This is a genomic window from Streptomyces lincolnensis, from assembly GCF_001685355.1.
In the GTDB taxonomy this organism is placed as follows: domain Bacteria; phylum Actinomycetota; class Actinomycetes; order Streptomycetales; family Streptomycetaceae; genus Streptomyces; species Streptomyces lincolnensis.
In genome coordinates this window covers 8,622,060-8,636,224 of sequence record NZ_CP016438.1, presented here as the reverse complement: position 1 = coordinate 8,636,224, position 14,165 = coordinate 8,622,060, and the positions used below count along the sequence as shown (strand labels likewise).

Below are 14,165 nucleotides of genomic sequence, written 5' to 3'. Positions count from 1 at the left end.
CTTTCGTCTTCGGGATGCGCGGCCTGTGCGGCCTGGCATGAGTCCCCGGGACCTCGGTCCGGCCCCGGTGCTCTTCTGGACGAGCTTGTCAGATGACGGGGGGCCGGCCCAGTCGGGTCAGCCGCCACACCGTACGCCACTTCATGGGCCGGCGCGGTCCGCAGGGAGTCGTCCAGCCTTCCCGGAATCCGCCGAACCATGCCTTCAGGGCGGGCCGCGACGGGCGCCGCACCAGGGTGAGCAGCAGCCAGACGCCGAGGTAGACGGGGATCAGGAGCGCGGGCAGGTTGCGGCGGGCGAGCCAGACGCGGTTGCGGGCGACCATGCGGTGGTAGACCGCGTGCCGCGAGGGGGCGGTCGTGGGGTGGTAGAGCACCATGTCGGACCGGTAGTCGATCATCCAGCCGGCGTCCAGGGCCCGCCAGGCCAGGTCGGTCTCCTCATGGGCGTAGAAGAAGGCGTCCGGCAGTCCGCCGACCTCGGCGAGGACCTGGGTGCGGACGGCGTTGGCGCCGCCGAGGAAGGTGGTCACGCGGGAGGAGCGCATCGGGTCGGAGGCGCGCAGGCGGGGCACGTGGCGGCGCTGGGTGATGCCGGTGTCCGGGTCGGCGATGCGGAAGCTGACGATGCCGAGCTTCGGGTCGTGCTCGAAGGCCTGGCGGCACAGCTCGGCGGTGTCGTGGCTCGCGAGGAGACCGTCGTCGTCGAGGAAGAGCAATATGTCGACATCGCGACCGCTGGGGCCGAAGGCCTCGATGCCGACGTTGCGGCCGCCGGGGATGCCGAGGTTCTCCGGCAGCTCGATGGTGCGTACGCCGTCGGGGACGTCCGGTACCGGCGAGCCGTTGCCGACCACGACCACCTGGACCGGGTCGCCGTCCTGCTTGGCGACCGAGTCGAGCAGGGCGCGCAGCTCGTCGGGCCGGTTGCCCATGGTGATGATGACGGCGCCGACCTTCATGCCCGTGCTCACTTCAGCCTGCTGGAGGCGAGGATGGACACCAGGTGCAGGACGGTCTGGAGGAGGGCGATCCCGGCCAGCACCGCGACGCCGAGGCGGGTGAAGAACAGGTCACCGCGCGCCTGGTCGGCGATCGCCAGCACCAGGATCAGCAGGGACGCCTCGATGCCGAGGATCAGCCGGTGGAACTGGAACGCGGCGGCGGCCCGGCGGGCCAGCGCCATGCCGGAGGAGCGCATCTCGGCGGCCGCCTCCTTGACCGGGGGCAGCCCGCCCTGGTGGCGGGCCACACCGACCAGGTCCGTCTCGGCCTTGATCAGGATCGCGCCGAGCGCGGCCAGGGTGCCGAGGAAGGCCCACAGCCAGTCGATACGGCCGGAACCGAACAGATCGGCGGCGCGCAGGCCGAAGCCGACCAGCACGGCCGCGTCGGTCAGATAGGCGCCGACCCGGTCGAGGTAGACGCCGTTGAGCGAGTACTGCTTCTTCCAGCGCGCGATCTCACCGTCGACGCAGTCCAGCAGCAGGTACAGCTGGACCGCGACCACGCCGAGCACGGCGCCCGGGATCCCCGGCACCAGAAGTGCCGGGGCCGCGAGTACACCGCATACGGTCATCAGGTACGTGAGCTGGTTGGGAGTGACCCTGGTGGTCACCAGGTAGCGGTCGACCCGCAGGGACACCTCACGCATGTAGAGGCGCCCCATCCAGTGCTCACCGCTGCGCCGGTCCTTCACCCCTGCGGGGTGGACGACCGGACGGAGTTCAGCTACCGATGGCCTTGACATAGTCGGCGTAGATGTCCTTGATCTGTTCGGTCTTGAGGTCGAGGTGTTCGAGGATCGTGTAGCGGCCGGGCCGGGTCTCCGGTGCGTACTCCACGGCGCGGACGAACTCGTCCACCGTGAAGCCGATCTCCTCCGGCAGTACCGGCAGCCCGTGCCGGCGCAGTACCTCGGCCATGTAGGCCGATTCCTCGTGGGCTCCGCGCAGGTACATCGCGAAGGCCGCGCCCAGTCCGCACTGCTCGCCGTGGGCGGCGGCCCGCTTGGGGAACAGCAGGTCGAAGGCGTGGTTGATCTCGTGGCAGGCGCCGGAGGACGGGCGGGAGTCGCCCGACACCGACATGGCGATCCCGGTGAGGACCAGCGCCTCGGCCAGGACCTGGAGGAAGGCGTCGTCGCCGACGCCGCCCGGGTGCCTGAGCACCGCCTCGCCGGCCTGGCGGGCCATCGCCGCGGCGAGACCGTCGACCTTCTCGCCCTTGACGCGGTTGGCCAGTTCCCAGTCCGCCACCGCGGAGATGTTGGAGATGACGTCGCCGATGCCGGAGCGGACGAAGCGGACGGGTGCCTCACGGATGACGTTGAGGTCGATGACGACCGCGATCGGGTTCGGCACACCGTAGGAGCCGCGGCCCGCGTCGTTGTCGAGGGTGGCGACCGGTGAACACAGGCCGTCGTGCGCGAGGTTGGTGGCGACGGCGACCAGCGGGAGGCCGACGCGGGCCGCCGCGAACTTGGCGCAGTCGATGATCTTCCCGCCGCCGAGGCCGACGACCGCGTCGTAGTGGCCGGCCTTTATGTCGCTCGCCAGCCGGACCGCGTCGTCGATGGTGCCGCCGCCGACCTCGTACCAGGTGGCGCCGGGCAGCGTCGGGGCGATCCGCTCGCGCAGCCGGGCGCCCGAGCCGCCGCTGACCGCGATGGCCAGCTTGCCCGAGTGCGAGATGCGCTCGTCGGCGAGGACGCAGCCCAGGTCGTCGAGGGCACCCGGGCGGATGTCGACGACGAGCGGCGAGGGGATGAGTCGGGTCAGTACTGGCACGCGATCTCCCGTCCGCGGGCGAGATCGTCGTGGTTGTCGATCTCCACCCACTTGACGTCGCCGATCGGCGCCACGTCGATCCGGAAGCCGCGGTTCACGAGCTCCTGGTAGCCGTGCTCGTAGAACTGCTGCGGGTCGGTCTCCCAGACCGTCTTCAGCGCGTCGGCCAGCTCCGGGGCGGCGTCGCCCTCGATGAGGGTCACGCCGATGTACTCGCCGGTCGCCTCGGCGGGGTCCATCAGCTTGGTGATCTTCGTCATGCCCTTGGCGGGGTCGACGACGACCTTCATCTCCTCGTCGGCCAGGCTCTTCACCGTGTCGAGGGCGAGGATGATCTTCTTGCCCTCACCGCGGGCGGCGAGCAGCGTCTTCTCGACGGAGACCGGGTGGACGGTGTCGCCGTTGGCGAGGATCACGCCGTCCTTGAGGGCGTCACGTCCGCACCACAGGGAGTAGGCGTTGTTCCACTCCTCGGCCTTGTCGTTGTCGATGAGGGTGAGCCTGAGGCCGTACTTCGCCTCCAGCGCCGCCTTGCGCGCGTACACGGCTTCCTTGCGGTAGCCGACGATGACCGCGACCTCGGTCAGACCGATCTCGGCGAAGTTGCCGAGGGTCAGATCCAGAACCGTGGGTTCGCCCTCTATGCCCGCCGGCCCCACCGGCACCAGCGCCTTGGGCAGGCTGTCGGTGTAGGGGCGCAGACGCCGTCCGGCGCCGGCCGCCAGCACGAGGCCGATCATGCGGGTTCTCCTTCATCGTGTACGGCGGGGGCCCCGGAGGACACCCAGAAGCGGATGCTCTCCAGGAGCACCACCACAGCCACGGCCACGGCGAGGGCCGTGAGCGCGACCTTGAACTGCGAGGCGGAGAGCGCGGCGGCCAGAACGGTGACGAGCAGCGTCCGCCCCTCGTGCCCCCCGATGGCGCGCACCAGCCAGGCCGGGGGCGCTCCGGCGTTGCCGCGGATGCGGTACACCGTGTCGTAATGATGGTAGGCGACGGCCGCCACCAGCCCGAAAGCCGCGGGAAGGGCTCCGTTCACGTCCGCCTGGGCCGCGAGGACCAGGACGGTGCCGTACTCGGCGGCGCGGAAGAGCGGCGGGAGAAGCCAGTCGAGGGCGCCCTTGAGGGGGCGGTACAGCGCCTGACCGGCGGTGACCGCGTAGACGGCGGCGCCCACGACGGGCGCCCAGGTCACCCCGGAGAAGAGGGACACCACGAGGACGGCCGTGCCGGCCGCGGCGACCAGCAGCGGGGCGCCGAGACGGGTGCGTGTGACACGCGCAACGAGCGAGGCGAGCGGCCCGTTGTCCGCCAGGTCCGTCAGCGCCTGGGCCGCCCGGTCGGTCCGCTGTGCCTTCCGGGTCAGCGAGCGCAGCACCCGCCCCGCCGTCGTGTACGTCGCCGCGAAGGCGCAGCCGACGAGAAGGACGTAGAAGGTGATCCGCGGGGTCGTGACCGCCGTGAGGACCGCGATCATCGCCCAGCGCTCGCCGATCGGCAGGACGATCATGCGCCGCACCCACACCGTCCAGCCGACGCTGTCGAGCTTGTCCGAAAGGGCGGCCGTGGGGCTGGTGTTGGCGGTGGCGTCGTGGTTGGCCTCGTTGAAGGAGAAGTCGACGACGTGCCGGCAGGTCTGGAGGACCATCGCTCCGAGGGCGAGCGCCCACACGTCGTCGCCGCCGCGGGCGGCTCCGAGGGCGAGGCCCGCGTAGTAGGCGTACTCCTTGGCCCGGTCGAAGGTGGCGTCCAGCCAGGCGCCGAGCGTGGAGTACTGGAGGGAGTAACGGGCGAGCTGCCCGTCGGTGCAGTCCAGGACGAAGGAGGCGATCAGCAGGACACCGGCGGCGACGAAGCCGCCGCGGGTACCGGTGGCCGCGCAGCCCGCCGCGATCAGCGCGGTGATCAGGGAGGCGGTGGTGACCTGGTTCGGGGTCAGGCCCCGGCGGGCGCACCAGCGGGCGATGTAGCGGGAGTAGGGGCTGATGCAGAAGGTGGTGAAGAAGCCGTCGCGGGACTTCACGGCCGACTTCAGGCGTACGGCCTCGTCGTCGACGTTCGCGACGGCCTGCCGGGCCTCGTTGCGGGCCTGCGGGTCGGCGGGGACCTCGGCGACCAGGCTGCCGAGCTCGGGGCGGTGCACCTCGGCGCCGTCGGTGTCCAGGGCGGTGACGAGGCGGTCGGGGAGGCTGTCGACGGCCAGGGCGGTGCCGCCGCCGGCCGAGTTCTCGCGGGCCAGCGCACGGGTGAGGGGTGTACGCCCCTCGGGGTCGGCGGTGATGGCGCCCGGGATCGCCGCGAGCGGGAAGCGGGGATCGGTCAGGCCGAGGCGCAGGGCGTGCACATGGCCGACGAACCGGGCGTCGACCAGGGCGACCCGCTGCCGGCAGGGCGCCTCGGCGACGAGCCGCTCGGCGTCGGCCGCGTCGACGGCGACCCGCACCTCGAAGCCGAGGGACCGCAGATCGCCCTCGATCGAGGATCCGGGGACCGGCTGGCCGGTGAGGATGGCGGTCGACAACCGAACTCACTCCCTGAGTGCCGACGCGCGGGCGCCGGTCGTGTCGCATGGTGGGGGCGCCCTTTGGCGTGGCACGGCAGCCAGCCGGGCGGCATGTCGGCAGAGGCTATCGGATAGCCGGAAGGCCGCGTTCACCGCCCGTTAACGGGCCGATCAACACCGTCTCCCCCGGCCTTTGCCGCGATCATCATCGGTGATGCGGGGCCCCGCTCACAAACTTGCGTTCCCAGACCGGGCATCCGGGACATTGCGCCGGGCTCCGGGGTCTCGGCATAGGGTGGGCGACCATGACATGGCTGATCACCGGCGGTGCCGGGTACATCGGGGCACACGTGGCGCGGGCCATGAGCGACGCCGGGGAGCGCGTCCTCGCGCTGGACGACCTCTCGGCCGGGGTGCCCGCGCGGCTGCCGGCCCACATCCCGCTCTTCGAGGGCTCCGCCCACGACACCGGCCTGCTCAAGCAGGTGTTCGCCGAGCACGCGGTGACGGGTGTGGTGCATCTCGCCGCGCGCAAGCAGGTCGGTGAGTCGGTGGCCCGGCCGGCGCACTACTACGAGGAGAACGTCGGCGGTCTCGCCGCGCTCCTGGCGGCGGTCGCCGAGGCCGGGATCGAGCGCTTCCTCTTCTCCTCGTCGGCGGCCGTCTACGGCAACCCCGACGTGGACCTGATCACGGAGGACACTCCGTGCGCGCCGGTGAACCCCTACGGCGAGACCAAGCTCGCCGGGGAGTGGCTGGTGCGGGCGGCGGGCCGGGCGCACGGCATCTCGACGGTGTGCCTGCGCTACTTCAACGTCGCCGGTGCCGCCGCTCCGGACCTGGCGGACCTGGGCGTCTTCAACATCGTCCCGATGGTCTTCGACCGGCTCACCCGTGCCGAGGCCCCGCGGATCTTCGGCGACGACTATCCGACGCCGGACGGCACCTGCGTCCGTGACTACATCCACGTGGCCGACCTGGCGGAGGCGCATCTCGCGGCGGCCCGACGGCTGGGCCGCACCGACCTGGTCCAGGCCGGCGATCTGACGGTCAACATCGGTCGCGGGGAGGGCGTTTCCGTACGTGAGCTGATCACGATGATCGGCGAGGTGACCGGGGACCGGCGTCCCCCGGTCGTCGAGGCCCGCCGCCCTGGGGACGCGCCGCGTGCGGTCGCGTCGTCGGCACGGGCCGCCGAGGAGCTCGGCTGGACCGCCCGGCGCGGGGTGCGGGACATGGTCGAGTCGGCGTGGCGGGGCTGGCAGCTGCATCACGGGGAGTAACTGAGGCTGCCCTGACCTGCGCATCGTTTCCGCAGGTCAGGGCACATGACAACGGTGTTCAGTGCCGCGTTGCCAGATACCCCCCACCCGTAGTTGACTGTGATCCCGGACAGATCACAGGAGGCGGCTTTCATGGGGGCTGGGCACGATCACGGGCATGCGCACTCACACGCGCCCACCGGCGGTACGGCCACGGCCGCGTACCGCGGGCGGCTGCGGGTCGCGCTGTCGATCACGCTCACCGTCATGGTGGTCGAGATCGTCGGCGGTATGGTCGCCGACTCGCTCGCACTGGTCGCGGACGCGGCCCACATGGCGACGGACGCGCTCGGACTCGGCATGGCGCTGCTGGCCATCCATTTCGCCGGCCTGCCGCCGAGCGACCGGCGCACCTTCGGGTACGCCCGCGCGGAGATCCTCGCCGCCCTCGCCAATTGCCTGCTGCTGCTCGGGGTCGGCGGCTACGTCCTGTACGAGGCGATCCACCGGTTCGTCACGCCCACCGCCACCGAGGGCGGGCTGACCATCGTGTTCGGCGCGATCGGCCTGGTGGCGAACATGATCTCGCTGACCCTGCTGATGCGGGGCCAGAAGGAGAGCCTGAACGTGCGCGGCGCGTTCCTGGAGGTGGCCGCGGACGCGCTGGGCTCGGTGGCGGTGCTGATCTCGGCGGTGGTGATCCTCACCACGGGCTGGCAGGCCGCCGACCCGATCGCCTCGCTGGTCATCGGCCTGATGATCGTGCCGCGCACCTTCAAGCTGCTGCGCGAGACCCTCAACGTCCTGCTGGAGGCGGCCCCCAAGGGCGTCGACATCGCGGAGGTGCGGGCCCACATACTGGCTCTGGACGGGGTCGAGGACGTCCACGACCTGCACGCCTGGACCATCACCTCCGGCATGCCGGTCCTGTCCGCCCATGTGGTCGTGCGCTCCGACGTCCTCAACGCGATCGGCCACGAGAAGATGCTCCACGAGCTCCAGGGCTGCCTCGGCGACCACTTCGACGTCGAGCACTGCACCTTCCAGCTGGAGCCGAGCGGGCACGCCGAGCACGAGGCGAAGCTCTGCCACTGAGGCATCACAAGCTCTGCCGCCCAGACATCACAAGCTCTGTCTCAGACATCAGTTCGAGCCCTGAAACTCCGGTTCGAGCGGAATGCAGCGATCCGGTGCATCGCTGCGTCCTCATGCTCACAGCCCCGCCGCGGACGGTTCCGCGCCCGCCGCGCCGGGCACGATCACCTGCTGGGAGTGCCGGATCCGTACGGCACACTGGGGCGCGAAGACCGATGCGAAGGATGGGTATGCCGATCACACCTGCCACCGCGACGCACCGTTCGTCGAACGGCACCGCGGAGCCGATTCTGCTGGAACTGGTCGACGAGAACGGTGCGACGATCGGCACCGCGGAGAAGCTCGCCGCCCACCAGCCGCCGGGGCAGTTGCACCGCGCCTTCTCGGTGTTCCTCTTCGACGAGCAGGGCCGGCTGCTGCTCCAGCAGCGGGCGCTCGGCAAGTACCACTCCCCCGGTGTGTGGTCCAACACCTGCTGCGGCCACCCCTACCCCGGCGAGGCGCCCTTCGCGGCGGCCGCCCGGCGGACGTACGAGGAACTGGGCGTCTCGCCCTCGCTGCTCGCCGAGGCGGGCACGGTGCGCTACAACCACCCGGACCCGGAGTCGGGTCTGGTGGAGCAGGAGTACAACCACCTCTTCGTGGGGCTGGTGCAGGCACCGCTGCGGCCCGACCCGGAGGAGGTCGGCGCGACGGCGTTCGTGACGCCCGACGAGCTGGCGGAGCGGCACGCCAAGGACACCTTCTCCTCGTGGTTCATGACGGTGCTGGACGCGGCCCGGCCCGCGGTCAAGGAACTGACGGGCCCGTCCGCCGACTGGTGACGCGCCCTCTACGGCCCTCTACGACTCTCTAGGGGATCCGCGCCGGCACGAACGGCAGGGCGGCCCAGATCACCTTGCCGCCGCTCGCCGTGTGCTCGACGTCGCACACACCGCCCGCCTCGCGCGTGATCTCACGCACCAGCAGCAGCCCGCGGCCTCCGGTCCGGCCGTGGTCGGCCTCCAGGGCGGTGGGGCGGTAGGGATGGTTGTCCTCCACGGACAGCCGCACCCACTCCGCGCCGACGGCGACCTCCACCGCGAGCATCGGCGACAGCAGTGCCGCGTGCCGGACGGCGTTGGTGACCAGCTCCGAGACGATCAGCAGCACGCCCTGGAGCAGATCGCCCGGGATCGGCACGCCCTGGCGGTACAACAGGTCCCGTACGGCGTGCCGCGCCTGCGGGACCGAGGCGTCGGCGGCCGGGGCCGTGAAACGCCACACTCCCTCGTACGGCAGCGGCTCCGGCGGTTTTGGGTCGAGGGGCTCGTCCGTATCGCCTGCTGGGCGTGGGCCGGACCCGCGCCCATGGTCATCCATCGTCCGGTCGCCACCCTCGCGCTCGATTGTCGCCACGTCATGAGTGTTGGTAACCGGCCCGGGCGCCCCGCTGGACTGACCAGAAGTCAGCAGATATCGAGCGCTTCCGATCATCTGTGCAAGTCCTGGGCGAACAAGAGACCGCTGTTGTTCGGTCGGTGCCGACTTCGCGAACTATTCGGACGGTACGGGTTTCGTGGCGGCCTCGTCCGGTTCGTCCCGCCGGCCGTCCTGCCCGGTCAGCTGCTCGGAGACGATGCCGACGATACGGCGACCGCCGAAGCCGGTGGCGATCAGGCCGAGGCCGTCGAAGAGCAGGGCGAGGGAGAAGAAGCTGCCGATGACGTACTTGCTGCTGCTCGGCCAGGAGGCCAGGACCAGGATGCCCAGCAGGAGACCGAAGGCGCCCTGGACGAGGGTCCAGCCGAACTGCGGTCCGCGCACCACCACGCTGCCCACCAGCCGGAACACCCCGCCGGTGAGGAAGAGCAGGGCGGCGAACATGGTCAGCGCCTCGGCCGCGGCCTCCGGCCTGCGGAGGATCACCGCGCCGGCCGCGATGTTCAGGGCCGCGACCACCACGCCGAGCCAGAAGAAGTTGGTGCCGCGCGCCTGGATCGCGTGCAGCAGGCCGACCGCGCCGCCGATCAGCAGCAGCCAGCCGAAGAGGAACATCGAGGTCAGGGTGGCCACGCCGGTGTAGATCAGCCCGACGAGTCCGGCGAGGACGAGCAGCACGCCGAGTGCGGCGAGCCAGCCGAAACCGCGGCTCAGCTTCTGCGTCTCGCTCTTCGGCTGGGTGGACCTGGCCATCGCGCCTCCTTGATCCCCCTTGGATCCCCCTTGATCACTTCTCTTACCTTTAGTCCCCTTTACCCTCGGTGTCGTAACTCTCACCCGGGACCTTCTTGATCGATCCGGCGCGCGGGCGGATAGCATCCGGCGCATGGAGCCGCAGCTGTTGCACGACGTCGTCGACTCGGTCGCCACCGTCGTCGTCCACCACCCGGCCAAGCGCAACGCCATGACGGCGGCGATGTGGCGGGCGCTGCCGCCGTTGCTCGACACCCTGGCCGCCGATCCGGGCGTACGGGCTCTGGTGCTGACCGGTGCGGGCGGGACGTTCTGCGCGGGGGCCGACATCTCCACGCTGCGTCAGTCGCCCGAGGAGGCGCAGGGGCTCGCGGTGCTGGCCGAGGAGGCTCTCGCGGCCTTCCCCAAGCCGACGCTGGCGGCGATCCGCGGTCACTGCGTGGGCGGCGGGTCGCAGCTCGCGGCGGCCTGCGATCTGCGGTTCGCCGAGGAGGGGGCGCTGTTCGGGGTGACGCCGGCGAAGCTCGGGATCGTGTATCCGGCGTCCTCCACCCGGCGGTTGGTGGCGCTGGTGGGTCCGGCGACGACCAAGTACCTGTTGTACTCCGGGGAGTTGATCGACGCGCAGCGGGCGCTGCGTACGGGCCTGGTGGACGAGGTGGCGGCGGTGGGCGAACTGGGCAAGCGGGTCGCGGAGTTCACCCGGATTCTGGCGTCCCGGTCGCAGCTGACGCAGGCCGCGGCGAAGGAGTTCGCCGACGGGCGCGCCGACCGGGACGCCTACTGGGCCGAGCAGGCACGCGGCAGCGGCGACACCGCGGAGGGGGTCGCCGCGTTCCTGGAGCGCAGGCCTCCGCGCTTCACATGGACTACGTCAGGATGAAGCGGCTCCTGGACCGGAACTCCTGGACCAGGTGGGCCGGGGCCTTGTGCGGGGAACCGGCGTCGTAGGGCGGCTGCGGGTCGTACTCGGTCAACAGCTGGACGGCCTGGGCGTGTTCGTCGCCCGCGATCCGGCCGAGCAGGGTGAGGCCCATGTCGATGCCGGCGGAGACACCGGCCGCGGTGACGTACTTGCCGTCCGTCACCACCCTCTCCTCGGTCACCTCTGCGCCGAACCGCTTCAGGAAGTCCAGCGCGAGCCAGTGCGAGGTCGCGCGGCGGCCCTCCAGGAGCCCCGCGGCCGCCAGCAGCAGGGAGCCGGTGCACACCGACGTGGTCCAGGCGCTCGTGGCGTCCGCGGTGCGCAGCCAGTCCAGCAGCGCCGCGTTCTCCATCTGCGGGGTCTGGCCGGGGCCGCCCGGCACGACCAGGATGTCCGGGTCCGGCACCTCGGCGAGCGTCCTGTCCGCGGTGATGGCGAGGTTCCCGGTCTCCGTACGCACCGGACCGGTCCGCTCGGCGACAAAGACGGTCTCCGCGCCCGGAAGCCGTCCCAGGGTCTCGTAGGGGCCTACCGCGTCCAGGGCGGTGAAGCGGTCGAAGAGCACGATGGCGATCTGCATCGGGGGCCTTTCGGTGGGAGGGGTTGGGGGTGGGTGGGCGTTGAGGGTCGCGCTTGCAGGTGTTGGGGCTCGGCAGGTGGGTGCCGGGGCCGTGCCCGGCTGGGGGCGGGTGACTCCGGGGTCAGGAGCAGTGGGTGACCACTGGAACGCCGGTCGGTGAGTGCGTGGCGCCGGTGCGTGCGCGACATCGGTCGGCAAGCGCCGGACTGGGCGGACGGGAACCGTCGGGGTCAGCGGGCGGGGCGGTGTGTCAACGGGCGGGTCCCGGGGGTCGGGGGCGACTTCGGACGTCTCGGGCACACGGCAGGGCGGGGATCGGTGTACGGCTCACGGGTCTCAGCGAGTGGGGGGCGAGCATCAGCAGGCAGCGCAGGTTGTCGGCGAGCGGGACGGGATGTCAGCGAGCGGCCCTGGGAGCCGAGGCGACGTCGGACGTCGCGGGCAGGCGGCAGGCATCAGCGGGCGAGGGTCGGTGGACGGCTTCCGAGGCTCAGCGAGTCGGGGCCGGATGTCAGCAGGCGAGCTTCAGCTACCCGGCAGGCGGGTGTCAGGGGGCGACGGCGGGGTGTCCGTGGGTGGCCCCTGGTGATCAGTGGGCCGGAGTCGGGTGGAAGCGGCGGCGGTATTCCGTGGGGGCCGAGCCGAGGGTTTTGACGAAGGCTCGGCGCATGGCCTCGGGGGTGCCGTAGCCGCTGGTGCGGGAGATCTCCTCGATGCCGTGGGTGGTGTCCTCCAGGAGGCGGCGGGCGTGTTCGAGGCGGACGCGGTCGACGTAGCGGCCCGGGGGCATGCCGGTCTCGGCGTGGAAGGCGCGGGCGAAGTGGCGCGGGGAGAGGCGGGCGCGCTCGGCGAGGGCGTCGACGGTCAGGTCGGCGCCGGGGTGCTCGGTGATCCACCGCTGGACCTCGCGCAGCGGTTCCCGCTGGGCCGTCTGGGCGGCGAGCTGGGCGCTGAACTGGGCCTGGTTGCCCGGCCGGCGCAGGAAGACGACCAGGTGACGGGCGATGGCGAGCGCCACGTCCCGGCCCAGGTCCTCCTCGACCAGGGCGAGGGCGAGATCGATGCCGGAGGTGACACCCGCGGAGGTGAAGACCTGTCCGTCGCGGATGTAGATCGGATCGGGTTCGACCCGGATCGCCGGGTGGTCGCGGGCGAGTTTCTCGCAGTACGCCCAGTGGGTGGTGACCCGGCGGCCGTCCAGCAGGCCCGCCTGGGCGAGCCGGATCGCGCCGGTGCACACGGACACCAGCCGCTCGGCGCGCGGACCGTGCTCACGCAGCCAGTCGGTCAGGCGCGGATCGGGAACACGGGTGCCCTGGCCGCCCGGGACAAGAAGGGTGTGCGGCGCGGGCACGTCCCCGAGGGACTCGTCCGGTACGAGGGTCAGGCCGCTGGAGGTGCGCACCGGAGCCCCGTCCAGCGAGGCCGTACGGATGCGGTAGCTGCCCGGGGTGTGGGTCTCGGCCCCGGCGAAGACCTCGACAGGGCCGGTGATGTCGAGACTCTGAACGCCGTCGAAGAGGACGACGAGAAGGGTTCGCTGCGCCATGCCTCCGATTGTTGGCGCGCGAGCGGATGGCCGCAATGACGAGTTCCCCACCTTTTCCGCCATGCCTCGCACCCCGCCTCGGCAAGGTACCGACCGGTCGGTAACGTGCGGGTCATGACTACCGTCGCCCTGGAGCCGCGCGCGGCCCGCCGCTGTCACACCATGCTCAACTCCCTGCACTCGACGCACTACTTCTCGCCCGACCTGGGCCGGGAGCTGGGCGCGCTGGGCGTCACGCATCCCCGGGCCGTGAACTTCGCGGTGCGGGCGGCCGCGCTGGGCCCGGTCGGGGCCGGCACGGTGACGGCGACCTTCTACAACTACAAGCACGAGCTGGTGGCCGAGCACGTGCCCGCGGTGTGGACGACGGCCACGCCCGAGCAGGTCCTGGCGGCCCGCGCCCGTGCGGTCGACGTGACGCTGCGGCGTCTGCTGGGCGAGGAGACGGTGGCCTGCGCGGACATGGCCGAGGCCGCCCGACTCGCCCTGCGCGCCGCCGAGGCCTGTTCGCGCAGTGCCCGGCCGCTGTACTCCGCGCACGCCGACCTGCCCGTGCCCGAGGAGCCGCACCTGGCGTACTGGCACGCGGCCACGCTGCTGCGCGAGCACCGCGGCGACGGGCACCTCGCCGTCCTGATGGCCGTGGGGCTCGACGGCCTGGAGGCGATGGTGACCCACACGGCGACCGGCAAGGGCATGACCCCGAAGTGGGTCTCCGGCACCCGCGGCTGGACCCGGGAGGACTGGGACGCGGCAGTGGGGCGGCTGCGCGAGCGCGGTGTGCTGGACGAGAGCGGTGAGCTGACGGAGCAGGGCCGCGTACTCCGCGAGGAGATCGAGCAGGAGACGGACCGCCTGGACCGGGCCCCCTACGAGCACCTCGGCGCGGACGGCGTCACGCGCCTGACCGAGCTCGGCGCGGGATTCGCACGCACCGCGCTCGCCGCCGGCGCCTTCCCGGCGGACCTGATCGGGAAGAACTGATCGGGAAGAACTGATCGGGAAGAACTGAACGGGTCTGAGCGATCAAGCATGTCCGGCCGTCCGCGAGGTACCCGTCCTTTCCCGGTCATCGTGGCCGGGTGAGGAAAGGGGAAACACGTGTTCCGAGCGATCGCAGACGTACTGCGCCAGATCGGTGGGGCCATCGCCACTGTCGTGACCCTGCCGTTCCGCGCGCTGGCCCGCCTCTTCGGCGGGGCCTCGGGCTCGACCCGCAGCCGCCGGGCCTGACCTTCGGGACGTTCGCCCGGCCGCGGCCTCGCGCCGCGGGCGGGGCGCCCGT

15 protein-coding genes are annotated in these 14,165 nt (G+C 71.6%); 6 read left to right on the top strand and 9 right to left on the bottom strand.

Going from position 1 to position 14,165, the window contains the following annotated elements:
- Window positions 1-88 precede the first annotated feature (88 nt).
- The 5 genes from SLINC_RS38090 to SLINC_RS38070 are packed head-to-tail and all read right to left on the bottom strand — an operon-like array spanning window position 89 to window position 5,312.
- On the bottom strand, window positions 89-973 hold the full coding sequence (locus tag SLINC_RS38090; protein ID WP_079164934.1) for a glycosyltransferase family 2 protein: 885 nt from the start codon (window positions 971-973) through the stop codon (window positions 89-91).
- Window positions 970-1,749: a CDP-alcohol phosphatidyltransferase family protein gene (locus SLINC_RS38085; RefSeq protein ID WP_067446151.1), complete on the bottom strand. Its 780-nt coding sequence runs from the start codon at window positions 1,747-1,749 to the stop codon at window positions 970-972. Before SLINC_RS38085 ends, SLINC_RS38090 begins: the two co-directional genes overlap by 4 nt.
- On the bottom strand, window positions 1,727-2,788 hold the full coding sequence (locus tag SLINC_RS38080; RefSeq protein WP_067442981.1) for an iron-containing alcohol dehydrogenase family protein: 1,062 nt from the start codon (window positions 2,786-2,788) through the stop codon (window positions 1,727-1,729). Before SLINC_RS38080 ends, SLINC_RS38085 begins: the two co-directional genes overlap by 23 nt.
- On the bottom strand, window positions 2,776-3,528 hold the full coding sequence (locus SLINC_RS38075) for a phosphocholine cytidylyltransferase family protein (protein ID WP_067442980.1): 753 nt from the start codon (window positions 3,526-3,528) through the stop codon (window positions 2,776-2,778). Before SLINC_RS38075 ends, SLINC_RS38080 begins: the two co-directional genes overlap by 13 nt.
- Window positions 3,525-5,312: a DUF5941 domain-containing protein gene (locus tag SLINC_RS38070; protein WP_067442979.1), complete on the bottom strand. Its 1,788-nt coding sequence runs from the start codon at window positions 5,310-5,312 to the stop codon at window positions 3,525-3,527. The genes SLINC_RS38075 and SLINC_RS38070 overlap by 4 nt, the downstream gene beginning before the upstream one ends.
- Before the next feature lie 287 nt (window positions 5,313-5,599).
- Here SLINC_RS38070 and galE point away from each other — a divergent pair, with 287 nt between their 5' ends.
- The 3 genes from galE to idi all read left to right on the top strand — a co-directional run bounded on the left by galE (window position 5,600) and on the right by idi (window position 8,475).
- The gene (galE, locus tag SLINC_RS38065) at window positions 5,600-6,577 is read left to right on the top strand and encodes a UDP-glucose 4-epimerase GalE (RefSeq protein ID WP_067442978.1); all 978 of its coding nucleotides are present in this window, start codon (window positions 5,600-5,602) and stop codon (window positions 6,575-6,577) included.
- A 132-nt stretch (window positions 6,578-6,709) separates the two neighbouring features.
- Window positions 6,710-7,651, top strand: coding sequence for a cation diffusion facilitator family transporter (locus SLINC_RS38060; protein WP_067442977.1), 942 nt, complete (start codon window positions 6,710-6,712; stop codon window positions 7,649-7,651).
- A gap of 230 nt (window positions 7,652-7,881) precedes the next feature.
- Entirely contained in the window at window positions 7,882-8,475 is a 594-nt protein-coding gene (idi, locus tag SLINC_RS38055; protein ID WP_067442976.1) for an isopentenyl-diphosphate Delta-isomerase, read from the top strand.
- Between the two features lie 28 nt (window positions 8,476-8,503).
- Here the strand turns inward: idi and SLINC_RS38050 are convergent, their stop codons facing one another.
- Window positions 8,504-9,013, bottom strand: a complete 510-nt coding sequence (locus tag SLINC_RS38050; RefSeq protein WP_067446143.1) for an ATP-binding protein — start codon at window positions 9,011-9,013, stop codon at window positions 8,504-8,506.
- Window positions 9,014-9,187: 174 nt separating this feature from the next.
- Window positions 9,188-9,826: an HdeD family acid-resistance protein gene (locus SLINC_RS38045; protein ID WP_067442975.1), complete on the bottom strand. Its 639-nt coding sequence runs from the start codon at window positions 9,824-9,826 to the stop codon at window positions 9,188-9,190.
- A gap of 133 nt (window positions 9,827-9,959) precedes the next feature.
- On the opposite strand from SLINC_RS38045, the gene SLINC_RS38040 reads away from it, so the two are divergent.
- Window positions 9,960-10,709 (top strand): enoyl-CoA hydratase/isomerase family protein, encoded by a 750-nt coding sequence (locus tag SLINC_RS38040; protein WP_067442974.1) that lies wholly within the window; start codon window positions 9,960-9,962, stop codon window positions 10,707-10,709.
- Here SLINC_RS38040 and SLINC_RS38035 read toward each other — a convergent pair.
- Together SLINC_RS38035 and SLINC_RS38030 are read right to left on the bottom strand one after the other, a co-directional pair.
- Complete coding sequence (locus tag SLINC_RS38035; protein ID WP_067442973.1) at window positions 10,696-11,331, bottom strand: DJ-1/PfpI family protein; 636 nt, start codon at window positions 11,329-11,331, stop codon at window positions 10,696-10,698. The genes SLINC_RS38040 and SLINC_RS38035 overlap by 14 nt on opposite strands.
- 589 nt (window positions 11,332-11,920) lie before the next feature.
- Window positions 11,921-12,880 carry a GlxA family transcriptional regulator gene (locus SLINC_RS38030; RefSeq protein ID WP_067442972.1) on the bottom strand — a complete coding sequence of 320 codons (960 nt, stop codon included), beginning with the start codon at window positions 12,878-12,880 and terminating at the stop codon, window positions 11,921-11,923.
- A 114-nt stretch (window positions 12,881-12,994) separates the two neighbouring features.
- Here SLINC_RS38030 and SLINC_RS38025 point away from each other — a divergent pair, with 114 nt between their 5' ends.
- Together SLINC_RS38025 and SLINC_RS49965 are read left to right on the top strand one after the other, a co-directional pair.
- On the top strand, window positions 12,995-13,864 hold the full coding sequence (locus SLINC_RS38025; protein ID WP_067442971.1) for an SCO6745 family protein: 870 nt from the start codon (window positions 12,995-12,997) through the stop codon (window positions 13,862-13,864).
- 117 nt (window positions 13,865-13,981) lie between these two features.
- Entirely contained in the window at window positions 13,982-14,113 is a 132-nt protein-coding gene (locus tag SLINC_RS49965) for an LPFR motif small protein (RefSeq protein WP_252100555.1), read from the top strand.
- Window positions 14,114-14,165 lie beyond the last annotated feature (52 nt).